The sequence below is a fragment of the Streptomyces sp. NPDC005141 genome (assembly GCF_053599975.1).
The window spans coordinates 1-21,996 of sequence record NZ_JBSFYW010000027.1; the positions used below are offsets into that span (position 1 = coordinate 1).

The 21,996-nt window shown below is 70.9% G+C and carries 20 protein-coding genes; 11 read left to right on the forward strand and 9 right to left on the reverse strand.

Going from position 1 to position 21,996, the window contains the following annotated elements; genetic code table 11:
- Both ACWD68_RS21690 and ACWD68_RS21695 read left to right on the forward strand, forming a co-directional pair.
- Positions 1–159, forward strand: a 159-nt coding sequence (locus tag ACWD68_RS21690; RefSeq protein ID WP_451808157.1) for a hypothetical protein, incomplete at its 5' end; no start/stop codon positions are given.
- Between the two features lie 90 nt (positions 160–249).
- Positions 250–504: a hypothetical protein gene (locus ACWD68_RS21695; RefSeq protein WP_451808165.1), complete on the forward strand. Its 255-nt coding sequence runs from the start codon at positions 250–252 to the stop codon at positions 502–504.
- On the opposite strand, the gene ACWD68_RS21700 is transcribed toward ACWD68_RS21695, so the two are convergent.
- From ACWD68_RS21700 to ACWD68_RS21715, 4 genes are read right to left on the reverse strand one after another with little or no spacing between them, the layout of a single operon-like run.
- The gene (locus tag ACWD68_RS21700; protein ID WP_451808061.1) at positions 488–2,779 is read right to left on the reverse strand and encodes an ABC transporter permease; all 2,292 of its coding nucleotides are present in this window, start codon (positions 2,777–2,779) and stop codon (positions 488–490) included. The genes ACWD68_RS21695 and ACWD68_RS21700 overlap by 17 nt on opposite strands.
- 6 nt (positions 2,780–2,785) lie before the next feature.
- Positions 2,786–3,043: a hypothetical protein gene (locus tag ACWD68_RS21705; protein WP_451808062.1), complete on the reverse strand. Its 258-nt coding sequence runs from the start codon at positions 3,041–3,043 to the stop codon at positions 2,786–2,788.
- A gap of 6 nt (positions 3,044–3,049) precedes the next feature.
- On the reverse strand, positions 3,050–3,862 hold the full coding sequence (locus ACWD68_RS21710) for an ABC transporter ATP-binding protein (protein WP_451808063.1): 813 nt from the start codon (positions 3,860–3,862) through the stop codon (positions 3,050–3,052).
- A complete protein-coding gene (locus ACWD68_RS21715) occupies positions 3,859–4,371 on the reverse strand; it encodes a PadR family transcriptional regulator (RefSeq protein ID WP_151470323.1) in 513 nt (170 codons plus the stop codon). Before ACWD68_RS21715 ends, ACWD68_RS21710 begins: the two co-directional genes overlap by 4 nt.
- A 221-nt stretch (positions 4,372–4,592) precedes the next feature.
- On the opposite strand from ACWD68_RS21715, the gene ACWD68_RS21720 reads away from it, so the two are divergent.
- The 5 genes from ACWD68_RS21720 (at position 4,593) to ACWD68_RS21740 (ending at position 11,342) form a co-directional block, all read left to right on the forward strand.
- Entirely contained in the window at positions 4,593–5,867 is a 1,275-nt protein-coding gene (locus ACWD68_RS21720; protein ID WP_451808064.1) for an ABC transporter substrate-binding protein, read from the forward strand.
- Between the two features lie 165 nt (positions 5,868–6,032).
- The gene (locus ACWD68_RS21725) at positions 6,033–7,706 is read left to right on the forward strand and encodes a glycoside hydrolase family 13 protein (RefSeq protein ID WP_451808065.1); all 1,674 of its coding nucleotides are present in this window, start codon (positions 6,033–6,035) and stop codon (positions 7,704–7,706) included.
- 109 nt (positions 7,707–7,815) lie between these two features.
- Positions 7,816–9,141 (forward strand): ABC transporter substrate-binding protein, encoded by a 1,326-nt coding sequence (locus ACWD68_RS21730; RefSeq protein WP_451808066.1) that lies wholly within the window; start codon positions 7,816–7,818, stop codon positions 9,139–9,141.
- 6 nt (positions 9,142–9,147) lie between these two features.
- Positions 9,148–10,506: an ABC transporter permease subunit gene (locus ACWD68_RS21735; protein ID WP_451808067.1), complete on the forward strand. Its 1,359-nt coding sequence runs from the start codon at positions 9,148–9,150 to the stop codon at positions 10,504–10,506.
- Positions 10,503–11,342 (forward strand): carbohydrate ABC transporter permease, encoded by an 840-nt coding sequence (locus ACWD68_RS21740; RefSeq protein ID WP_451808068.1) that lies wholly within the window; start codon positions 10,503–10,505, stop codon positions 11,340–11,342. Before ACWD68_RS21735 ends, ACWD68_RS21740 begins: the two co-directional genes overlap by 4 nt.
- A 116-nt stretch (positions 11,343–11,458) precedes the next feature.
- On the opposite strand, the gene pgl is transcribed toward ACWD68_RS21740, so the two are convergent.
- Genes pgl through tkt form a run of 5 tightly spaced genes read right to left on the reverse strand, consistent with a single transcriptional unit; the run spans position 11,459 to position 18,067 of the window.
- A complete protein-coding gene (pgl, locus tag ACWD68_RS21745) occupies positions 11,459–12,241 on the reverse strand; it encodes a 6-phosphogluconolactonase (protein WP_451808069.1) in 783 nt (260 codons plus the stop codon).
- Positions 12,238–13,302: a glucose-6-phosphate dehydrogenase assembly protein OpcA gene (opcA, locus tag ACWD68_RS21750; protein ID WP_451808070.1), complete on the reverse strand. Its 1,065-nt coding sequence runs from the start codon at positions 13,300–13,302 to the stop codon at positions 12,238–12,240. The genes pgl and opcA overlap by 4 nt, the downstream gene beginning before the upstream one ends.
- On the reverse strand, positions 13,299–14,825 hold the full coding sequence (gene zwf / locus ACWD68_RS21755; protein ID WP_451808158.1) for a glucose-6-phosphate dehydrogenase: 1,527 nt from the start codon (positions 14,823–14,825) through the stop codon (positions 13,299–13,301). Before zwf ends, opcA begins: the two co-directional genes overlap by 4 nt.
- A gap of 1 nt (position 14,826) precedes the next feature.
- On the reverse strand, positions 14,827–15,945 hold the full coding sequence (tal, locus tag ACWD68_RS21760; protein ID WP_451808071.1) for a transaldolase: 1,119 nt from the start codon (positions 15,943–15,945) through the stop codon (positions 14,827–14,829).
- A gap of 34 nt (positions 15,946–15,979) precedes the next feature.
- The gene (gene tkt, locus ACWD68_RS21765; protein WP_451808072.1) at positions 15,980–18,067 is read right to left on the reverse strand and encodes a transketolase; all 2,088 of its coding nucleotides are present in this window, start codon (positions 18,065–18,067) and stop codon (positions 15,980–15,982) included.
- Between the two features lie 354 nt (positions 18,068–18,421).
- Between tkt and ACWD68_RS21770 the strand changes: the two genes are divergently transcribed.
- The 4 genes from ACWD68_RS21770 (at position 18,422) to ACWD68_RS21785 (ending at position 21,990) form a co-directional block, all read left to right on the forward strand.
- The gene (locus ACWD68_RS21770; RefSeq protein ID WP_451808159.1) at positions 18,422–19,375 is read left to right on the forward strand and encodes a heme o synthase; all 954 of its coding nucleotides are present in this window, start codon (positions 18,422–18,424) and stop codon (positions 19,373–19,375) included.
- 146 nt (positions 19,376–19,521) lie between these two features.
- Complete coding sequence (locus ACWD68_RS21775) at positions 19,522–19,878, forward strand: hypothetical protein (RefSeq protein ID WP_451808073.1); 357 nt, start codon at positions 19,522–19,524, stop codon at positions 19,876–19,878.
- Positions 19,879–20,022: 144 nt separating this feature from the next.
- Positions 20,023–21,129, forward strand: a complete 1,107-nt coding sequence (locus tag ACWD68_RS21780) for an amidohydrolase family protein (RefSeq protein WP_451808074.1) — start codon at positions 20,023–20,025, stop codon at positions 21,127–21,129.
- 96 nt (positions 21,130–21,225) lie between these two features.
- Positions 21,226–21,990, forward strand: a complete 765-nt coding sequence (locus ACWD68_RS21785) for a nucleotidyltransferase domain-containing protein (protein ID WP_451808075.1) — start codon at positions 21,226–21,228, stop codon at positions 21,988–21,990.
- Positions 21,991–21,996 lie beyond the last annotated feature (6 nt).

Below are 21,996 nucleotides of genomic sequence, written 5' to 3' on the forward strand. Positions count from 1 at the left end.
GTCTGGAACATCGACTCCTTCGACCAGTGGGGCGTCGAGCTCGGCAAGGTCCTCGCCAAACGCGTCGAACCCGCCCTCACCGAGGGCGCCGACGTGCCTGGGCTGGACGAGTCGACCAAGGCGCTGGTCGCCAAGTACCGCGAGCTGCGCGGCCGTTAGGCCCGATGCGGGGAAGCGGGCGGCGGGAGTCCGCCCGCTTCCCGTACGATCCCCCGCGATCACGTTGGACATCGTTCGGGGGAGCGGAAGTTGGCCGGCTCACGGGGGAGACGGACGAGCGACACACTGACGGCGCGGTCCCTGCTGCGGCCCAAGCAGGTGGCGAAGGCCGTGTTCCATCCGGCATGGATCGTCTTCATCCTGGGCGCCCCGGTCACGGTCACCGCCATCGCCGCCCTGGAGATGAACCGGCTGCGCCGCCGCTACGGGATCAGGCTGGGCGCGCACCCCGCGACCCTGCCGACACCCCGTCCCATGAGCCCGCCCGTCAGGCCGCCGCGCTGAGGGTGTCCGCCAGCCGGCGGCGGGCCGCTCGGGCGGCCGGCAGGGCGGCGAGTGCTGCGGCGCCCAGCACGGCGGCGCCGCCGAACAGCAGCAGAAGCAGGGCGGACGGTCCCCGCGCGACGCCCGCGCCGATGCCGCTCGACCTGCTCTGGGCATCGATCAGCCAGTGCGCGAGGGGCAGCCCCAGAGCCGTACCGACGACGACCGCCGCGAAAGCCGTGCACCCCGTGGCCGTCACGGTGATGGTGGTGATCTGCCGCGGCGTCAGCCCGATCGCCTTCAGCGCCAGCAGATCCCGCTCGCCCTCGCGGACCATGCCGCCGATCGCGGTGAGCAGCTCGATGAGCCCGATCAGGGCCAGTACGGCGATCAGTCCCACGACGACTCCGCGCAGCGGCGAGAGCCCGTCGGCGGGGTTCGTCACGGCGTGCACGTCGAAGCGTCCGTGCGCTGCGGTGGCCAGCTCCGCGGCCACCCGGTGCGGGTCCGCGCCGGGGCGCAGCTGGAGCTGGTAGAGGGTCGGCCGGAGTTCCGGGTCGTTCTCCTGGAGGGTGTCGAGCGAGGTGGAGATGACCCGGCCGCCGTTCTCCGGCTCGATGCTCCGCCCCACGATGTGCAGGACCTGCGGTTGAGTGCCCACGGTCACGCGCACCCAGTCGCCGACCCGCACATCCAGCAGGTCGAGCAGGCCCTGACCGGCCACCGCCTCGTCGGGCCCGCGCGCGGGGCGGCCCTCGGCCAGCGAGAACGGATAGGGGTCCTGGAGTGTGCCGAGGCCGCGCAGCGCGATCGTGCCGGTCTGGCTGGGGACCAGGGCGGGCACCTGGATGCCCGGGTGGACGCCGGTGACCTGCGGGTTCCGGTCGAGCAGGGCCCGTACGCCGGAATCGCTCAGACTCCCGTCCGGCCGGACGGTGAGCGCGGCCGCGAGACCGAGCTGGTCGGGCCTGCTGTGGAAGCGGTCGATGGTCGTCCAGGCGCTCATGGCCACCACGATCAGCAGCAGGGGCAGCGCGAGACGGGCGACCGTGGCCGGCGAGCGCGGCCGACGGGTGAACGCCTTGTGCCAGCCCAGGACCAACGCGGACGGCAGCCCCAGACCCAGCGCCCCGCGTGCCAGACGCGGCAGCCCGCCACCGAGCGGTGCCGCGGCGCGCAGCCCCGGCACCGGTGACACCCGTCCGGCCCGCCACGCGGCGAGCCCGGTCGTCGCGGCGATGAACAGCACCGCGCCCGCGGGCACCGAGAAGAGTGCCGCGGTGTGTCCCGGCAGTCCCTGCCACACACCGACCGCGTCCCCGAGACGCCCCGGGACCCGGCTGCCCAGCGCCTGCGTGAGCGCGCCCGCGAGCACGGCGCCCAGCAGGGCGAACGCCACGTGCTGCAGCAGGAAGATCCGTACCACCTGGCCCGGCGTGAAGCCGATCGCCTTCAGTACCGAGATGTCCCGCAGATGGCCACGGATACGGGTGCCGATCGCACCGTGCACGGCGAGCCCGGCGGCGACCAGCGCGCCCAGGCCGAACAGGCCGAGAACCTGCCCGAGCAGCCGGTTGTCGCCCTGCGCCTCGGCGCGCGCCTGCTGCCAGGGGGAGACCTCGGTGACCACACCGGCGCCGAGGAGGGTGGCGGCCCGCTGGACCGCGTAGTCCGTGTCGCCGGGATCGGTCAGCCGCAGCCCGATCACCTGCCCGGCGCGTCCGGCGGTGCCGTGCACCGCCGACGGGAGCGCCCACACCAGGCCCGACCGCTCACCCGGGCTGTACCGGGGCTCGGCGCTGTCGGCCACACCGAGCACGGTCAGCTCCCGGGAGGTGCCGGGCACGGTGAGGGTGTCGCCCGGTTCGGCCCACAGCGCCCGGGCGAGGCTGCTCTCCAGCACCACGCCGTCCGCCTCCGTCGGGTCGAGCCAGCGTCCGGAGGCGAGCAGCGGGCGCCCCATGGCGGGCTGCTCGGTGGCGCCGCGCAGTTCGACCACGGCACGGGCTCCCCGTGACTCGACGGCGGTCGCGGCCGTGGGGTAGGGGCCCGCGACGGAGTCCACGCCGTCCACGTCGGCGAGTCGGTGCGCGTCCGAGGACGGTCCGGTGTGGATCCACACGTGCGCGCCGTGCGACTCGGTGAACACCCGCTGCCAGGGGTTGGTCGCGTAGCCGAAGAGCGCGGTGGCCAGCAGCAACGAAGCGACGATCCCGGCGGTGGCGAGCACGATGAACAGCGCCTCACCCCGGTGGGTGCGCAGATCGGCGTGCGCCCAGCGCAACGTGGCACGCATCCCGGCTCAGCCTCTCGGCTCGCGGGCGGAGGGGGCGGAGGGGGCGGAGGGGGCGATGGGAGCGACGGGGGTCGCGGGTGCGAGGGAAGCGACCAGGCGCACGGGGGCCGAGGGCCTGGGGGACGGGGCGACCGGGGTCGCGCGTGCGGGGGAGGCGACGGGGGCCACGGAGGTCGAGGGTGCCAGGGAGGCCGGGGGTGCCAGGGAGGTGAAGCGGGCGGCCGGGGGCGCCGGTGCGAGGGAGGAGAAGGGGAGGTTGCGCATGTCGCCTCAGTCCTTCAGTTCCAGCACGCCGGATATCCCCAGGCCCCGCGACGGCGTGCCGTCGAGTTCCGCGTCGTCGGCGATCCGGCCGTCGAAGAAGCTGATCACCCGGTCCGCGGCACTCGCGAGCCGCGCGTCGTGGGTGACCAGCACGATCGTCTGGCCTCGCTGGTGGAAACGGGACAGCAGCCGGGTCACCTCGCGGGTGCCCTTGCTGTCCAGGCTGCCCGCGGGCTCGTCCGCGAGCAGCAGGGGTGGATGGTTGACCAGCGCCCTGGCCAGCGCGACGCGCTGCTGCTCACCGCCGGACAGCTCACCCGGCATGCTGCGCTCCTTGCCCTGAAGTCCCAGCTCGGCGAGCAACTGTTCGCGCTCGACGCGCGCCTGCTTGGGGGAGACCCCGGCGAGCAGGGCGGGCAGCTCGACGTTGTCGGCGACGGACAGGTTCGACACCAGGTTGAAGAACTGGAACACGATGCCGATGCGGCGCCGGCGCTCGACCGCCCAGCGGGCCTCGCCGTAGCCGTCCGTGCAGACGCCGTCCAGCCAGATGCTGCCGGAGTCCGGCCGCTGGAGCCCGCCGAGCAGATGCAGCAGGGTCGACTTCCCGGCGCCCGAAGGCCCGGTGACGGCCACGAACTCGCCCCGCCGTACGGAGAGGTCGACGCCGCGCACGGCGTGCGCGGGAGCCCCTTCGCCGTAGTGGGTCTTGACCAGGTTCTCCGCGCGCAGCAGAGCGGTCTCCCCGGCACGCGGAGAAGGGCTCTCGGGCCGCGCCGACGGGTTCTCGGCGCGCGGCGCGGGAGGGGTGCGGCTCATTGCTCCTCCAACTCCTCCTGGCAGCGTTCCAGCCAGTCGAGATCGGCCTGCAGATGCAGCATGGCGCCCTCGATGAGCAGCTGGGAGATGCGGTTGTCCCGGTTCTCGGTCGTGGCGAGCTTCGACAGTTCGCGCATGGTGTTCAGATACCGGCGCCGCTGCTTGTTGATCAGGGCGATCTGGTCGGCGAGACCGGTCTGCGGCGCGAGCGCGAGCTTCATGAAGAACTCGTCCCGTACCCGCGGTTCGTCCGCCGTCTCCTCGTACCAGGCGCGCAGCGCCTCACGCCCGGCGTCGGTGAGGTGATAGATCTTCTTGTTGGGCCGGCTCGACTGCTCGACTTCCTCGCCCTCGATCAGTCCCGACTTCTCGAGGCGGCCGAGCGTCACATAGATCTGGCCGACGTTCGGCTGAGGGTACGCGGAGCCCAGCAGTTGCTCAAGGTCCTGCTTGAGCTCGTAGCCATGGGCCGGGCCGCGCGCCAGCAGGGCCAGGAGGGGCAGCCGCACTCGTGCTCTCCTCCCCCTCTTCTCTCTCTTTTTCTCGGTTCGCCCTCGGGGCGTCCCGGCCGCTCACGGCATGCTCGTCATGTGTTGCGGGCCCATGTACCAGACACCCATGAACCGGGGGCCAATGTGCCGCAGGCCCTAGTATCGCCCATACCTAACAGGTATACATGGCCTCTGACTCCGGGCGAAGGTGCCCGGTGCCGGTGTACAGGGAGGAACCTATGCGGTGGATACGCGCCGCCGGTAGGGGCCTCCTGGTCGTCGCGGTGGTCCTGTCCGGTTACGTCGCCTCGGGCTCGCCAGGCGGCGGGGCGCGCGGGGGCGGGCGCGGTCCGCTGACGCTGGCCACCGCCGGTGACCTCACCAACTATCTCGGGCCGCTGCTCGACGACTGGAACCGCGCGCACCCCGGCGAGAAGGTCACCCTCGTCGAACTCCCGGACTCCGCGGACGAGACCCACGCGCAGATGACCACCGACCTGCGCGGCGGTGACCGGAGCCGCTTCGACGTCCTCAACATCGATGTCGCGTGGACCTCGGAGTTCGCCGCCGCGGGCTGGATCTCCCCGCTGCCCCGCGACCGCTTCCCGCTCGACGGCTTCCTGCCTCCGGTGGCCGACACGGCGAGGTACGACGGGAGGCTGTACGCCGTCCCGTACGTCACCAACGCCGGACTGCTCCTCTACCGCAAGGACATCCTGGCCAAGGAAGGCGTCGCACCGCCGCGGACCTGGGCCGAGCTGGAGAAGCAGGCGAGGACCATCGCGCCGAAGTACGGACTCGACGGATACGCGGGCCAGTTCCTGCCCTACGAGGGCCTCACCGTGAACGCCGCCGAGGCGGTCTACTCGGCGGGCGGCACGATCCTCGGTGACGAGGGCGAGCGCGTCACGGTGGACTCCGCGGCGGCCCGCGAGGGCATCGGCTTCCTCGCCGACGGCGTCCGCGACGGCTGGATACCGAGGAAGGCGCTGACGTACAAGGAGCAGGAGTCCAAACAGGCCTTCCAGGACGGCCAACTCCTCTTCCTGCGCAACTGGCCCTACGCCTACGTCAGCGCCTCCGCCCCGGGATCGGCCGTCGCGGGGAAGGTCGGCGCGGTTCCGCTGCCCGGCCCCGACGGGCCGGGGACGAGCGTGCTCGGCGGTTCGAACCTCGCGGTCAACGCGCGGGCCGGGCATCCTGATTCCGCCGCGCGTCTGATCGCGTACCTCACGAGTGAGCGGGTGCAGCGGCAGGTCCTCACCAAGGGCGCGCTGCCGCCCGTACGGGCCGACCTCTACGAGGATCCTGAGCTGATCCGGGAGTTCCCGTACCTGCCGACGCTGCGGGCCGCTGTGCGCGCCGCGGCGCCGCGCCCCAAGAGTCCTCGCTACGACCAGGTGAGCCTCGCCGTGCAGGCCGTGGTGCACGACGCGATGACCGGGCACCAGACGCCCGAGGCCGCCGTGCGCCGGCTGGCGCGCGAGCTGGCCGACATCTCGCGCCGGGGCTGAGCCCCTTCCTCGTCGCATTCCGTGAGCTCTTCCTAGTTACATGTTATGTAACGCCGTCATCTCATCTCGAGCCTGACAGGCGTAAAAATGCGCATTTAAAGGGCCGACTTCTCGCTACCTCCTGCCTACTCGTTGACATCTCCGTGACACGCCTACCTAACATGCATGCATAACCGAAGGCACGCACAGACAGGTCAACGGGTGACGCTCAACACGCACCGCTGGTGGCGCGACGCAGTGATCTACCAGGTGTACGTCCGGAGCTTTCTGGACAGCACCGGGGACGGCATCGGTGATCTCGCCGGCGTCCGGGCCGGACTGCCGTATCTGAAGAAGCTCGGGGTCGACGGCATCTGGCTGAGCCCCTTCTACCCCTCGCCGCAGCACGACCACGGCTACGACGTCGCCGACTACTGCGACGTGGACCCGCTCTTCGGCGACCTCGCCGAGTTCGACCTGCTGATGACGGACGCCCGGCGCCTCGGCGTCCGGGTGCTCCTGGACATCGTCCCCAACCACTGCTCCAGCGAGCACCCGTGGTTCCGTGAGGCGCTGGACCCGGCACCCGGCAGCACCGCCCGCGCCCGCTTCCACTTCGCCGACGGCCGGGGACCGGACGGCGCCGAACCGCCCAACAACTGGCACGCGATGTTCGGCGGCCCCGCCTGGAGCAGGGTCACCGAGCGGGACGGCACCCCCGGACAGTGGTACCTGCACATGTTCACGCCGGAGCAGCCCGACCTGAACTGGCGCAACCCCGAGGTCGGCGGTCACTTTGACCACGTACTGCGCTTCTGGCTCGACCGGGGCGTCGACGGCTTCCGCATCGACGTGGCCGCCGGGCTCTACAAGCACCCCGGCCTGCCGGACTCGGACGACCCCGAGGCCGACGCCCGCACCCGAGACTCGGTCAACCCCCTCGCCTGGAACCAGCCGGAGGTGCATGACGTCTGGCGCCACTGGCGGTCGGTGTGCGAGGAGTACACCGCGGAGGACGGCCGGGAACGGCTGCTCGTCGGCGAGGTCTCCGTGCCGACCGCCCGCGAACACGCCCGGTACGTACGCCACGACGAGCTGCACCAGGCCTTCTTCTTCGACCTGCTGAGCGCGCCCTGGAACGCCGACGCCTTCCGCAAGGTCATCTCCGAGGCCATGCAGGACATCGCCGGCACCGGCTCGACGGTCACCTGGGTGCTCAACAACCACGACCAGGTCCGCACGGTCACCCGCTACGGCGAACTGGGCACCGAGGGCAGCGGCCTCGGTGCCGCCCGCGCCCGCGCCGCCGCGCTGCTGATGCTGGCGCTGCCCGGAGCCGCGTACATCTACCAGGGCGAGGAGCTCGGGCTGCCCGAGGTCGTCGACCTTCCCGACGACGTGCTCACCGATCCGATATTCCGCCGCACCGGAAGCCGCGCACGCATCCGCGACGGCTGCCGGGTGCCGCTGCCGTGGTCGGGGCACGCGTCGCCGTTCGGCTTCACCTCGGGTGCGGAGAGCGCCAAGCCGTGGCTGCCGCAGCCCGCCTACTTCGCCGAGTACGCGACCGACCGCGCCCTCGCCGACACCCGCTCCTTCTGGCACCTCTACCGCGACGGACTCCAACTGCGCTCCGCTCTGCCCCAGTTGGGGGAGGGCGAGCTTCGCTGGCTGGACACCCAGCCCGGTGTCCTCGGCTTCGTCCGCGGCGACGGTCTGGTGTGCGCCGTCAACTTCGGCTCGGCGCCCACACCCGCGCCGGTCTCCGGAACCCCGCTGCTCTCCAGCGGCCCCTGCGCGCCCGGCGTCCTGCCCGGCTCGACGGCCGCCTGGTGGATCAGCGACTCCACCAACCCCTGAGCCCTCCGACCGAGTTCCTGTCCACGGCATTCCCTCCGAGCCCCCGCTCTCTCCGCTCAGCACTCCTTGACGATCCGTCAACTGTCATTTCCCCGAAGGGACATCAACGATGATGCGACGACGTACGACCCTGCTCGCGAGCTGCACCGCCCTCGCCCTGGCGCTCGGCGCGACCGCCTGTGGAGGCGGTCCCGTCTCCGCGGGCGGCGGCGACAAGTCGCTCGACGGCCAGGCGATCACCGTGGCCGGTGTCTGGTCCGGCAGCGAGCAGAAGAACTTCCAGAAGGTGCTGGACGCCTTCACCGAGAAGACCGGCGCCAAGACGCAGTTCGTCTCCACCGGAGACAACGTCTCCACCGTCATCGGCAGCAAGATCGAGGGCGGCAAGGCCCCCGACGTGGTGATGGTCCCGCAGGTCGGCGTACTCCAGCAGTTCGCGAAGCAGGGCTGGCTCGAGCCGCTCTCCAAGACCGCCGGAGCGGCGGTCGACGCCAACTACGCGAGCGTGTGGAAGGACTACGGCAGCGTCGACGGCACGCTGTACGGGCTCTACTTCAAGGCCGCGCACAAGTCCACCGTCTGGTACAGCCCCGACGCCCTCGACCAGGCGGGCGTCGAGCCGCCGACGACCTACGACGCGATGCTGAAGGCCGGGCACACGGTCTCCGACTCGGGTCTCGCGGCCTTCTCCGTCGCCGGACAGGACGGCTGGACGCTCACCGACTGGTTCGAGAACATCTACCTCTCCCAGGCCGGGCCCGAGAAGTACGACGCCCTGGCCACCCACAGGATCAAGTGGACCGACCCGACGGTGGTCGAGGCCCTCACCACCCTCGGCAAGCTCTTCAAGGACAAGCAGCTGATGGCCGGGGGCCAGAAGGGGGCCCTGAACACCGACTTCCCGGGATCCGTGGAGAAGGTCTTCGGGCCCAAGCCGGAGGCCGGCATGGTCTACGAGGGCGACTTCGTCGCCGGGGTCGCCAAGGACCAGTTCGGGAGGAAGATCGGCGAGGACGCGAACTTCTTCCCCTTCCCGGCGGTCGCCGGCGGCAAGGCCCCCGTGGTCAGCGGCGGCGACGCGGCCGTCGTCCTCAAGGACGGCAAGAACCAGAAGGCCGCCATGCGGTTCCTGGAGTACCTGACGACCCCCGAGGCGTCCGCGGTCTGGGCCGGGGCGGGTGGCTTCCTGTCCCCGAACAAGAAGCTCGACCTCGCCTCCTACGGTGACGACGTCACCCGCGAGACCGCCAAGTCCCTCGTCGCGGCCGGGGATTCGGTCCGCTTCGACATGTCCGACCAGGCGCCGGCCGCGTTCGGCGGTACCAAGGGTGCCGGTGAGTGGAAGATCCTCCAGGACTTCCTGCGCGACCCGTCCGACCCGAAGGGGACCGCGGCCGAGCTGGAGAGCGCGGCGGCCAAGGCGTACAAGGGCTGATCGCGCATGACCGCCACGCTCCTGAAAGAGACGGGCCCGCCGCCGGTCACCCCGGTCGACCGCAGACGGCGGGCCCGGCGCCGCGGCCGGGTCGTCGCCCTCGCCTTCGTCCTCCCCGCCCTGCTCCTGCTCGGCGCGCTCGTCGTCTACCCCGTGCTGTTCTCCGTGGGCCGCAGCTTCTTCGACGCCTCCGGCACACGGTTCGTGGGCGGCGACAACTACACCGAGATGTTCCGCGACCCCGCCACGGTCAAGGCCGTCCGCAACACCGCGATCTGGGTGGTCGTCGCACCGACCCTGCTCACCGGCCTCGGCCTCGTCCTCGCCGTCCTCGTCGAAAAGGTGCGTTGGGCAACGGCGTTCAAGCTGCTGCTGTTCATGCCGATGGCGGTCTCCTTCCTCGCCGCGGGCATCATCTTCCGGCTCGCCTACGACGAGGACCCCGGCAAGGGCGTGCTGAACGCCGCCGTCGTCTCCGTGCACGACGCCTTCACGGGAACCTCGACCTACCCGACCGCCCGCGCCCGCGACGGCCAGGGCCTCACCAAGGGCGCCGACGGCTCGTACGGCACGACCGCTCCCACGTCGCCGGGCCACACCGTCGGCCTCGGCCTGGTCGGCGTACTCCCCGAGGACCTGCCGCAGGGCGCGCGGTCCGCGTACGCCGCCGCCCGGCGCCCGGCGGCGTCCGACGAGCTGCGCGGTGTCGTCTACCTGGACTTCACCCGTGGCGGGGGAGGGGAGCAGGGCAAGGCCGACCGGACGGAGAGCGGACTGCCCGAGATGACGGTCGAGGCGGTACGCGACGGTCACGCGGTCGCGAGCACCGGCACCGCGGCCGACGGCTCCTTCCGCTTCCAGGACCTCGGCCCGGGCCCGTACACCGTGCGGCTGCCCGCGTCGAACTTCGCCCCGCCCTACGAGGGCGTGTCCTGGCTCGGACCCGCGCTCGTCACGCCGGCCGTCATCGGCGCCTACCTGTGGATCTGGACCGGCTTCGCCATGGTGCTCATCGGCGCGGGGCTCGCCGCGCTGCCGCGTGACGCGCTGGAGGCGGCCCGGATGGACGGGGCGAACGAGTGGCAGATCTTCCGCCGGATCACGGTACCGCTGCTCGCACCGGTGCTGACCGTCGTCTTCGTGACCCTCGTCATCAACGTGATGAAGGTCTTCGACCTCGTCTACATCATCGCGCCGGGCCCGGTGCAGGAGGACGCCACCGTCCTGGCCACCCAGATGTGGCTGGTGTCCTTCGGCGGCGGCAACAACCAGGGCCTCGGCAGCGCGCTCGGTGTCCTGCTCCTGCTCCTGGTGATCCCCGCCATGGTCTTCAACGTCCGCCGTTTCCGAGGGAGTCAACGATGAACGCGCTCAGGCGTGGACTCGGCAGCAGCCTGGTGCAGGCGTTCCTCGTCGTCGTGGGCCTGGTGTGGCTCACCCCGCTCGCGGGCCTGTTCCTGTCCTCGCTGCGGTCGGCGCAGGACACCGCGCAGGGCGGCTGGTGGACCGCGCTGAAGAGCCCCGGGCAGCTGTCCTTCGACAACTACTCCGCCCTGCTGGGCAACGCGGGGATGACACAGGCGTTCTGGAACACCGTCCTGATCTCCGTCCCGGCGACCGTCCTCGTCGTCGTCATCGCCGCGCTCGCCGGATACGCCTTCGCCTGGCTGGACTTCCCGGGGCGCGACGCGGTCTTCCTGCTGGTGGTCGCGCTGTTGGTGGTGCCCGTGCAGATCGGCCTGCTGCCGGTGGCCAAACTCTTCGGGCAGCTGGGGCTGTTCGGCACGATCCCCGGCGTCGTCCTCTTCCACGTCTCGTACGGCCTGCCGTTCGCGATCTTCCTGCTGCGCAACTACTTCGCGGAGATACCGAAGGAGATGCTGGAGGCCGCGCGCATGGACGGGGGGAGCGAGTGGCGCATCTTCACCCGGCTGGTACTCCCGGTGGGCCGGCCGGCCATCGCCAGCCTCGCCATCTTCCAGTTCCTCTGGGTCTGGAACGACATGCTGGTCGCGCTGCTCTTCGCCGACAGCTCCGCACAGCCGCTCACCGTCGAACTCCAGTCACAGATCCGGCAGTTCGGAAGCAACATCGATGTGCTGGCCCCGGGAGCGTTCCTGTCCCTGGTGGTCCCGGTGGCGGTCTTCTTCGCCTTCCAGCGGCACTTCGTGCAGGGGGTGATGGCGGGGTCGGTGAAGTGACGCCGAGCCCGCCGCCTCGCCCCTGTCCGCTTCCGGAGTTCCGCTCCGGGCCCCGCACGGCGAACGCCGGAGCAGCTGAGGATCAGCTGCTCCGGCGTTCGATGGAGCGGGTCCGGTCAGGCGGAAGCCGGCGGATAGAGGGACCGCGGCAGCTGTGAGGCCGCTGCCGCGTCCAGGAGCCACAGGGTGCGGGAGCGGCCCCGGGCGCCGGCGGCCGGGGCCTGGATCTCGCCCGCGCCGGACAGGGCGATGGCGGCCGCCTGCGCCTTGTCCTCGCCGGCCGCGAGCAGCCACACCTCGCGGGCGGAGCGGATCGCGGGCAGGGTCAGCGAGATCCGGGTCGGCGGCGGCTTGGGCGCTCCGTGCACGCCGACCACCGTCCGCTCCGTCTCCCGCACCGCGGGCAGCTCCGGGAAGAGCGAGGCCACGTGGGTGTCCGGGCCGACGCCCAGCATCAGGACGTCGAAGGCGGGAACCGAACCGTGGTTCTCCGGCCCGGCGGCCTTGGCGAGCTCCGCCGCGTACGCCTCCGCCGCTGCCTCCACATCGGCGCCGTACGGACTGTCGGACGCCGGCATCGCGTGCACCCGCGCCGGATCGAGCGGCACCGAGTCGAGCAGGGCCGCGCGGGCCTGCGTGTCGTTGCGGTCGGGGTCGCCCCCGGGGAGGTACCGCTCGTCGCCCCACCACAGGTCGAGGTGCGCCCAGTCGATGGCGTCCCGGGCGGGCGCGGACGCGAGTGCCGCGAGGAGCCCGTTGCCGTTGCGCCCGCCGGTGAGCACGATCGAGGCGTAACCGCGCGAGGCCTGCGCGTCCACGATCTTCGTGATCAGCCGCGCCGCCGCGGCCTGGGCCATCAGTTCCTTGTCGCGGTGGACGACGAGCTGCGGGGTGTTCACTCGGCGGCCGCCCTGTCCGCCGCGGCCTTCTTGGCGAGCGCCTTCTGGGCCACCCCCGCGGGGGACTCCTTGGCGGCCGGGGCCGCCTTCGTGGCGGTCGCGGTCCCACCCGGGGACCCGGCCTCGCCTGTGGCCGCCGCGTTCAGCCGGTCCACGCCGTAGCGCAGCGCCGAGGCGTAGGTGTCGTCCGGGTCGAGGCGGCGCAGCTCCTCCGCCATCAGCTCGGCCGTGTCGCGGCGCTTGAGCGCCACCGCGCGGTCGGGCTGACCCTGGATGGACAGCGTCGCGAGCGTGCCGTCGGCGCGGTCCAGGACGATCGGGCCGCAGCTCGTGTCCAGCCGCACCGCGGTGAGGCCGGGGCCCGAGGACAGCGAGCGCTTGACGGGGACGTCCAGCCGTTCCGCGAGCCACATCGCGAGCAGCTCGCAGCTCGGGTTGAACTCCTCGCCCTCCACCTCGACCGCGTCCACGTCGCAGGTGACCTGGTCCAGGGCCGCGGCCAGCATCGAACGCCAGGGCGTGATGCGGGTCCACGACAGGTCCGTGTCGCCGGGGGTGTAGGCGTCGGCGCGGGCGTTGAGCTCCCGTACCGGGGCCTCGGCCGCGTAGGTGTCGGTCACGCGGCGCTGGGCGAGCGAGCCGAGCGGATCCTTCGCCGGGTCGAGCGGCGCGTTCACCGGCCACCAGACGACGACGGGCGCGTCCGGCAGCAGCAGCGGCAGGACGACCGACTGGGCGTGGTTGATCACCTCGCCGTACAGGCGCAGCACCACCGTCTCGCCGGTGCCGGCCTCCGCCCCGAGCCGCACCTCGGCGTCGAGTCGCGACTTCGTGCGGTCGCGGGGTGAGCGGGAGACGCGCTTGATGACCACGAGGGTGCGCGAGGGGTGCTCGCGCGAGGCCTCGTTGGCGGCCTTCAGGGCGTCGTAGGCGTTCTCCTCGTCGGTGACGATGACGAGGGTGAGGACCATGCCGACGGCGGGGGTGCCGATGGCACGCCGGCCCTGCACGAGCGCCTTGTTGATCTTGCTGGCCGTGGTGTCCGTGAGATCGGTCTTCATGGGCGACGCCAGCTCCGTCCGTCTCGCTCGAGCATCTCGTCGGCCTCGACGGGACCCCAGGTGCCCGAGGGGTACTGCGCGGGCTTGCCGTGCTTGTCCCAGTACTGCTCGATCGGGTCGAGGATCTTCCAGGACAGCTCGACCTCCTCGGTGCGCGGGAAGAGGTTCGAGTCACCGAGCAGCACGTCGAGGATCAGACGCTCGTACGCCTCCGGGCTCGACTCCGTGAAGGACTCGCCGTAGGCGAAGTCCATCGAGACGTCCCGGATCTCCATGGAGGTGCCGGGCACCTTGGAGCCGAAGCGGACCGTGACGCCCTCGTCGGGCTGGACGCGGAAGACGATCGCGTTCTGGCCCAGCTCCTCCGTCGCCGTGTGGTCGAAGGGGGAGTGCGGGGCGCGCTGGAAGACGACCGCGATCTCGGTGACGCGGCGGCCCAGGCGCTTGCCGGTGCGCAGGTAGAACGGGACTCCCGCCCAGCGGCGGTTGTCCACCTCCACCTTGATCGCGGCGAACGTGTCGGTCTTCGACTTGGGGTCGATGCCGTCTTCCTGGAGGTAGCCGACGACCTTCTCGCCGCCCTGCCACCCCGCCGCGTACTGGCCGCGGACCGTGCTCTTGCCCAGATCCTTCGGCAGCCTGGTCGCGCCGAGCACCTTGGTCTTCTCCGCGGCGAGCGCGTCCGCGTCGAAGGAGGAGGGCTCCTCCATGGCGGTCAGCGCCATCAGCTGGAGCAGGTGGTTCTGGATGACGTCACGGGCGGCGCCGATGCCGTCGTAGTAGCCGGCCCGGCCGCCGATGCCGATGTCCTCGGCCATGGTGATCTGCACGTGGTCGACGAAGGACCGGTTCCAGATCGGCTCGAACATCGTGTTGGCGAAGCGCAGGGCCAGGATGTTCTGGACGGTCTCCTTGCCCAGGTAGTGGTCGATGCGGAAGACCTGGTCCGGGGCGAAGACCTCGTGGACGATCGCGTTGAGATCCTCGGCCGACTTGAGGTCGTGACCGAAGGGCTTCTCGATGACCGCGCGACGCCAGGAGCCGTTCGACTGGTCGGCCAGCTTGTGCTTCTTCAGCTGCTGGATCACCACCGGGAACGCGGACGGGGGCACCGACAGGTAGAAGGCGAAGTTGCCGCCCGTGCCCTGTGCCTTGTCCAGCTCGTCGATCGTGGAACGCAGCCGGTCGAAGGCGTCGTCGTCGTCGAAGGTGCCCTGGACGAACCGCATGCCCTGGACGAGCTGCTGCCAGACCTCCTCGCGGAAGGGCGTGCGGGCATGCTCCTTGACCGCGTCGTGGACCTCCTGGGCGAAGTCCTCGTGGGCCCACTCGCGACGGGCGAAGCCGACGAGGGAGAAGCCCGGCGGCAGCAACCCCCGGTTGGCGAGGTCGTACACGGCGGGCATCAGCTTTTTACGTGACAAATCGCCCGTGACGCCGAAGATGACCAGGCCCGACGGCCCCGCGATACGCGGGAGCCGTCGGTCTGCGGGGTCACGCAGCGGGTTGCTGCTCGACAAGATTTCAGCCCTCCGAAGGGGCGAGGCGCTGGAGCTCCGCCTCGGTCGACTTGAGCAGGTCGTTCCAGGACGACTCGAACTTCTCGACGCCCTCGTCCTCAAGGAGCTGGACCACGTCGTCGTACGCGATCCCGAGCTTCTCGACGGCGTCGAGTTCGGCGCGGGACTGCTCGTACGTGCCGGCGATGGTGTTGCCTGTGATCTGCCCGTGGTCCTCGGTGGCCTCGAGAGTGGCCTCCGGCATGGTGTTCACGGTGTTCGGCGCGACCAGGTCGTCGACGTACAGGGTGTCCTTGTACGCCGGGTCCTTGACGCCGGTCGAGGCCCACAGCGGACGCTGCTTGTTGGCCTGAGCCCTGTCGAGGGCGGCCCAGCGGTCGGAGGAGAAGACCTCCTCGTACGCCTCGTAGGCCAGCCGGGCGTTGGCGACGCCCGCCTTGCCGCGGGCGGCCTTGGCCTCGGGGGTGCCGAGGGCGTCGAGCCGCTTGTCGATCTCGGTGTCCACGCGGGACACGAAGAAGGACGCCACGGAGTGGATCTTCGAGAGGTCCAGGCCGCGGTCCTTGGCCTTCTCCAGGCCGGCGAGGTAGGCGTCCATGACCTCGCGGTACCGCTCGAGCGAGAAGATCAGCGTGACGTTGACGCTGATACCGAGACCGATGACCTCGGTGATCGCCGGCAGACCCGCCTTGGTGGCCGGGATCTTGATGAGGGTGTTCGGGCGGTCCACCAGCCACGCCAGCTGCTTGGCCTCGGCGATGGTCGCCGTGGTGTTGTGCGCCAGCCGCGGGTCGACCTCGATCGAGACCCGGCCGTCCTGGCCGCCGGTCGCGTCGAAGACGGGGCGCAGGATGTCGGCGGCGTCGCGGACGTCCGCCGTGGTGATCATGCGGATGGCCTCTTCGACCGTGACCTTGCGGGCGGCGAGTTCGGAGACCTGCTGCTCGTAACCGTCCCCGCTGCTGATCGCCTTCTGGAAGATCGACGGGTTGGTGGTGACGCCCACGACGTGCTGCTGGTCGATCAGTTCGGCGAGGTTGCCGGACGTGATCCGCTTGCGCGACAGGTCGTCCAGCCAGATCGCGACGCCTTCCTCGGAGAGGCGCTTGAGTGCGTCTGTCATGGAAATTCCATCTCCTACGTGTCGTATGTCAGCGTCAGCTCTGGGCTGCGGCGATCGATTCCCGGGCGGCGGCGACGACGTTCTCGGCAGTGAAGCCGAATTCGGCGAACAGCGTCTTGGCGTCGGCGGAAGCACCGAAGTGCTCCAGCGAAACAATGCGTCCGGCGTCCCCGACGAATCGGTGCCAGGTGAGACCGATTCCCGCCTCGACGGAGACGCGGGCCTTCACCGATGGCGGCAGGACGCTGTCCCGGTAGCCCTGGTCCTGCTCGTCGAACCACTCCACGCACGGCACGGACACGACCCGCGTGGGGATGCCCGCGGCCTGGAGCTGCTCACGCGCCTCGACGGCCACGTGCACCTCGGAGCCGGTGCCGATCAGGATGACCTCGGGCGAGCCGCCCTCGGCCTCGAACAGCACGTAACCGCCCTTGGCGGCGTCCTCGTTGGACTCGTACGTCGGCACGCCCTGACGGGTCAGCGCGAGACCGTGCGGGGCACCCTTGCCGAACACCTTGGTGTAGCGCTTGAGGATCTCGCGCCAGGCGATCGCCGTCTCGTTCGCGTCCGCGGGGCGGACGACGTTGAGGCCGGGAATGGCGCGCAGCGAGGCGAGGTGCTCGACCGGCTGGTGTGTCGGACCGTCCTCGCCGAGGCCGATCGAGTCGTGCGTCCAGACGTACGTCACCGGCAGGTGCATCAGGGCCGACAGACGGACCGAGTTGCGCATGTAGTCGGAGAACACCAGGAAGGTGCCGCCGTAGACGCGGGTGTTGCCGTGCAGCGTGATGCCGTTCATCTCCGCGGCCATGGAGTGCTCGCGGATACCGAAGTGGATCGTGCGGCCGTACGGGTCCGCCTCCGGCAGCGGGTTGTCCGCCGGGAGGAAGGAGCTGTTCTTGTCGATCGTGGTGTTGTTCGAGCCGGCCAGGTCGGCGGAGCCGCCCCACAGCTCGGGGATGACCGCGCCGAGGGCCTGCAGCACCTTGCCGGACGCGGCACGGGTGGCGACACCCTTGCCCGCCTCGAAGACCGGGAGCTTCTCCTCCCAGCCGGCCGGCAGCTCGGTCGCGGCGATGCGGTCGTACTCGGCCGCGCGCTCCGGGTTGGCGGTGCGCCAGGCGGCGTACCCCTTCTCCCACTCGGCCTTGGCCTGGGTACCCCGGTCCAGGGCCTGGCGGGTGTGGGCCAGCACCTCGGCGGCGACGTCGAAGGACTTCTCCGGGTCGAAGCCGAGGACGCGCTTGGTGGCCGCGACCTCGTCGTCGCCGAGCGCCGAGCCGTGCGCGGCCTCGGTGTTCTGCGCGTTCGGCGCGGGCCAGGCGATGATCGAGCGCATCGCGATGAACGACGGCTTGTCCGTCACCTTCTTCGCGGCCTCGATGGCGTTGTAGATGGCGTGCGGGTCGAGGTCGCCGTCCGGCTTCGGGGCGACGCGCTGCACGTGCCAGCCGTAGGCCTCGTAGCGCTTGACCGTGTCCTCGGAGACCGCGGTCTCGGTGTCGCCCTCGATCGAGATGTGGTTGTCGTCCCACAGCAGGACCAGGTTGCCGAGCTGCTGGTGCCCGGCCATGGAGGAGGCCTCCGCGGAGATGCCCTCCTGGAGGCAGCCGTCACCGGCGATCGCGTAGATGAAGTGGTCGAACGGGGACTCGCCCTGCGGTGCGTCCGGGTCGAACAGGCCGCGCTCGTAGCGGGCGGCCATCGCCATGCCCACCGCGTTGGCGACACCCTGTCCGAGCGGACCGGTCGTGGTCTCCACGCCCGGGGTGTGACCGTACTCGGGGTGCCCGGGGGTCCTGCTGCCCCAGGTCCGGAAGGACTCCAGGTCCTCCAGCTCCAGGCCGAACCCGGCCAGGTAGAGCTGGGTGTAGAGGGTCAGGGACGAGTGGCCGGCGGACAGCACGAAGCGGTCGCGTCCAACCCAGTCGGTGTCCGCCGGGTCGTGCCGCATCACCTTCTGGAAGAGGGTGTAGGCGGCGGGCGCCAGGCTCATGGCCGTACCGGGATGGCCGTTGCCGACCTTTTGTACGGCGTCGGCGGCCAGGACGCGGGCGGTGTCCACGGCCCGCTGGTCCAGCTCGGTCCACTCGAGGTCTGTGGTGGTCGGCTTGGTGCTCACCCTGGGTCAGGGCTCCTCTCCACATGTCACACATGTCGAAATGCCGGTGCATTGGGCGCCCCGGCCGTTGTCGAGCCTACCCCCGTAGGTACGTGCGTTTTTTCGACTCATTCCAGACTGCCGGGACTCGACGCGATCCGCCTCCCGACTGGGTCGTTCCGTGTTCGGCAAGTGAATACGGAGCCGCTCGTCCGAGTGCTCAATCGAGTGGCGATCAGCTCTTCCAGCGCCGCTGCCCAACACGAGCCCACCCCCGCGAATGCCGGGGTCTGGGCAACGTCTACAGTGGCGTGGTACGCGCGAGCCTTTACGGGGAGTTCACACCCGAGGCTTGCTGGGATGTCTCTGTCAGGGGTGTGCGTGACGGCCGTCGAATCCCGTCCAGCCGGTGTGCTCGGGACGAGCAGCAGCCGGGGCCAGCGGCCATTCGGGGCCCGTGTCAAGGCGTTCGTGGCGCTGACCAAGCCACGGATCATCGAACTGCTGCTGATCACCACCGTTCCGGTGATGTTCCTGGCGCAGCAGGGAGTGCCCGACCTGACGCTGGTCCTCCTCACCTGCCTCGGCGGCTACCTGTCCGCGGGCGGCGCCAACGCGCTCAACATGTACATCGACCGCGACATCGACGCCCTCATGGAGCGCACCTCGCAGCGCCCTCTGGTCACCGGCATGGTCAGCCCCCGTGAGTGCCTGGCCTTCGGCATCGCCCTGGCCGTCGTCTCGACACTGCTGTTCGGTCTCGCCGTCAACTGGCTGTCCGCCTGGCTGTCGCTCGGAGCGCTCCTCTTCTACGTCGTCGTCTACACGATGATCCTCAAGCGCCGTACGTCGCAGAACATCGTGTGGGGCGGCATCGCCGGCTGTCTGCCCGTGCTCATCGGCTGGTCGTCCGTCACGAACTCCATGTCGTGGGCGCCGGTCATCCTCTTCCTCGTCATGTTCTTCTGGACGCCGCCGCACTACTGGCCGCTGTCCATGAAGGTGAGGGAGGACTACGCGCGTGTCGGTGTGCCGATGCTGCCGGTGGTCGCGAGCAACAAGGTGGTCGCCCGCCAGATCGTCCTCTACAGCTGGGCGATGGTCGCGGTCTCGCTGCTGCTCACCCCGCTCGGCTACACGGGCTGGTTCTACACCGCGGTCGCGCTCGGCGCGGGCGGGTTCTGGCTGTGGGAGGCGCACGGTCTGCAGAACCGTGCCAAGGCCGAGGTGAAGGGCGGCAAGCTCAAGGAGATGCGGCTGTTCCACTGGTCGATCACCTACGTGTCGATCCTCTTCGTGGCCGTCGCGGTGGACCCCTTCCTCCGTTAGACACGGCTGCCAGACACGGCTGCCGCTTCCCCGCGGGTGGTGAGGGTGGCCGCCGCCCGAGCGGGGCCGAGAGTCCCGGGGAGCGTGGTCAAAGCCACGCACCCCTCCCGTCGCCGACCGGTCTACCCGTCGGTAGCATCCTGGCCATGGCAGACACCCAGCAGATCGACGAGACCCCCGGCGCCGTCCAGGACCCCAAGGCCGAGCGCGCCGCAGCCAAGCTCGCCCAGCGGATCGCCGCCTTCTCCAAGGCGCACGGCGGAGCCGAGGCGCAGGTCGCCTACATCGGGCAGCGCGGCGCCCGCATCGTGCTCGTCGGCGAGGACGGCGGCTGGGGCGACCTCGTGGCGGAGAGCTACGAGATCGCCGAGAGCGCCGTGCAGAAGGCCGGGATCACCGTTCACGAGGCGTTCGACGGTGAGTTCGCCGCCAAGGTGAAGACGGGCCCGTACGAGTGGAAGCGCATGGCGGGCATCCAGGTCGGAGGACCCTCGAACGGCTGACACTCTCCGGAGGCCGACGGGTCACCCGTCGCACGGACGGCCGACAATCGTCGGCTGTTCGCACGGGGTGTGCGGGACCAACACCTGACACCCGGCTCAACCGTTAGGACCTGAAAAGGAACGGTCCAGTCGCGGGGAGTCCGGATGATCGAAACGCCGTCCCTGGTGGACCAGTACTGCCACGGCGTACTGCGGACGGAGCTGGGCCTCGGCACGTTCGAGGCCCACCTCGCCAGAACCGAGGGGCCCCCGGCCCCCGGCACCACCTTCTTCGACACCCAGACCGGGTTCGCCTTACGGCGCTGGTGTCCTCCCCTGCTCGGGCTCGAGCCGCACTGCACGCCCGCCCGCTATCTGGCCCGGCGCCGTGAGCTCGGCGTACTGGAATCGGGCCGCAGACTGCTGCGCGGGAGCGGCATCACCACGTATCTCGTCGACACCGGGCTGCCCGGCGACCTGACCGGGCCGGGCGAGATGGCCTCCACGGGAGCCGCCGGGGCACACGAGATCGTCCGTCTGGAACTGCTCGCCGAACAGGTCGCCGACACCTCCGGAACGGTCGAGTCCTTTCTCGCCAATCTCGCAGAGTCCGTCCACGGAGCCGCCGCGAACGCCGTGGCCTTCACCTCCGTGGCGGGTGTGCGGCACGGCCTGGCACTGGCACCCGAACCGCCGGGGCCCGGGGAGGTGCGGGGCGCGGCGGGCCGCTGGCTGGCCGGCCGCCGGGTGGGCGGCACGCTCACCGACCCCGTCCTGCTCCGCCATCTGCTGTGGATCGCGGTCGCGTCCGGCCTGCCCCTCCAGCTGCACGCCGGACTCGGCGAGCCCGGCCTGCGCATCGACCGCACCGACCCCGTCCTGTTCACCGACTTCGCCCGTGCCACGGCCGGCCTCGGCACCGACCTGGTCCTCCTGCACGGCTACCCGTACCACCGGCACGCGGCCCACCTCGCCGGGGTCTTCCCGCATGTGTACGCCGATCTGGGCGCCGCCCTCGTCCGCACCGGCGCACGGGCCGCGGCCGTCCTCGCCGAGATCCTGGAACTGGCCCCCTTCGGCAAGCTCCTCTTCTCCAGCGGAGCACATGGCCTGCCCGAACTCCATGTGATCGGAGCACGCCTCTTTCGCGAGGCGCTCGCACGGGTGCTCGGCAACTGGGTCGACGAAGGAGCCTGGTCGCCGGCCGACGCGCAGCGGGTCGCGGCGCTGATCGCGGCGGGCAACGCGCGGCGGGTGTACGCGCTGGAGTGAGGCGACGGCCCTCGGCGGGCGCCCCGGCGGGCGAGGTCGCGGGAGCCGGTCGTGGGCCCTCTTCACCGGAGTGCCGGGCGGTTACAGACTGTGCGGATGACCGATGAAGCCACCGCCCGGTTGCTCGACCGTTTCCTCGCCGATCTGCGCGCCCTCGACCCGGTCGCCCTGTGGGCGCACGGTTCGCTGGCCGGCGGCGACTACCAGGAGGGGCGCAGCGATCTCGACCTGATCGCCGTGCTGGACGACCCCGTCCGGCTCGGCACCGTACGCGAACTGATCCGGCTGCACCGGCGGCTGCGGGCCGACGAGCCGCTGGCCGGGCAGCTGCACTGCAGCTATCTGACGCCCGGGACGGCGGCCGGCACCGAGACGTCGTACATCACCTGGGCCCACAACGGTCCGATGCGACGGCCGGTCACCCCCGTCACCCGCCGTGAGCTGCACGCCTTCGGACGCGTCCTGCACGGAGGACGGCCGGCGGACCTGCTGCCGCCGGTCCCGGACCCCGAGCTGCGCGCCTTCGTCGTCCGGGACCAGAAGGAGTTCTGGCGCCCCGCGGTAAACAGGGCCCGGCTGTGGACACGGGACGTGTGGGTCTGTCTGGGCACGATCACCTTCGCGCGGGCGACGGTGACGCTGCGGGACGGGCGGCTGATCTCCAAGGGGGAGGCCCTCGACCTTCTCCCCGGGCTCGGGGCGCCGGTGGAGGTGGTCGACGACATCAGGGAACGGCGCTACGGGAATCCCGCGCCGCCGGCACCGGAGTGGGCGGAGCGCAGGGGCGAGCTGACGAGAGGCTTCCTCGGTCCCGCGATCGACGGCCTGGTGACCGCCTACGCGGCCGCTACGCGCGCGTGAGCGCCG

What these genes read in the sequence shown, in the direction of transcription:
- ACWD68_RS21700 (WP_451808061.1), bottom strand. Translation starts at nt 2,779, where the DNA reads ATGCGTGCCACGTTGCGCTGGGCGCACGCCGATCTGCGCACCCACCGG.
- ACWD68_RS21785 (WP_451808075.1), top strand. Translation starts at nt 21,226, where the DNA reads ATGACCGATGAAGCCACCGCCCGGTTGCTCGACCGTTTCCTCGCCGAT.
- ACWD68_RS21705 (WP_451808062.1), bottom strand. Translation starts at nt 3,043, where the DNA reads ATGCGCAACCTCCCCTTCTCCTCCCTCGCACCGGCGCCCCCGGCCGCC.
- ACWD68_RS21720 (WP_451808064.1), top strand. Translation starts at nt 4,593, where the DNA reads ATGCGGTGGATACGCGCCGCCGGTAGGGGCCTCCTGGTCGTCGCGGTG.
- ACWD68_RS21730 (WP_451808066.1), top strand. Translation starts at nt 7,816, where the DNA reads ATGATGCGACGACGTACGACCCTGCTCGCGAGCTGCACCGCCCTCGCC.
- ACWD68_RS21710 (WP_451808063.1), bottom strand. Translation starts at nt 3,862, where the DNA reads ATGAGCCGCACCCCTCCCGCGCCGCGCGCCGAGAACCCGTCGGCGCGG.
- ACWD68_RS21780 (WP_451808074.1), top strand. Translation starts at nt 20,023, where the DNA reads ATGATCGAAACGCCGTCCCTGGTGGACCAGTACTGCCACGGCGTACTG.
- ACWD68_RS21725 (WP_451808065.1), top strand. Translation starts at nt 6,033, where the DNA reads ATGCATAACCGAAGGCACGCACAGACAGGTCAACGGGTGACGCTCAAC.
- opcA (WP_451808070.1), bottom strand. Translation starts at nt 13,302, where the DNA reads ATGAAGACCGATCTCACGGACACCACGGCCAGCAAGATCAACAAGGCG.
- ACWD68_RS21735 (WP_451808067.1), top strand. Translation starts at nt 9,148, where the DNA reads ATGACCGCCACGCTCCTGAAAGAGACGGGCCCGCCGCCGGTCACCCCG.
- tal (WP_451808071.1), bottom strand. Translation starts at nt 15,945, where the DNA reads ATGACAGACGCACTCAAGCGCCTCTCCGAGGAAGGCGTCGCGATCTGG.
- ACWD68_RS21740 (WP_451808068.1), top strand. Translation starts at nt 10,503, where the DNA reads ATGAACGCGCTCAGGCGTGGACTCGGCAGCAGCCTGGTGCAGGCGTTC.
- ACWD68_RS21775 (WP_451808073.1), top strand. Translation starts at nt 19,522, where the DNA reads ATGGCAGACACCCAGCAGATCGACGAGACCCCCGGCGCCGTCCAGGAC.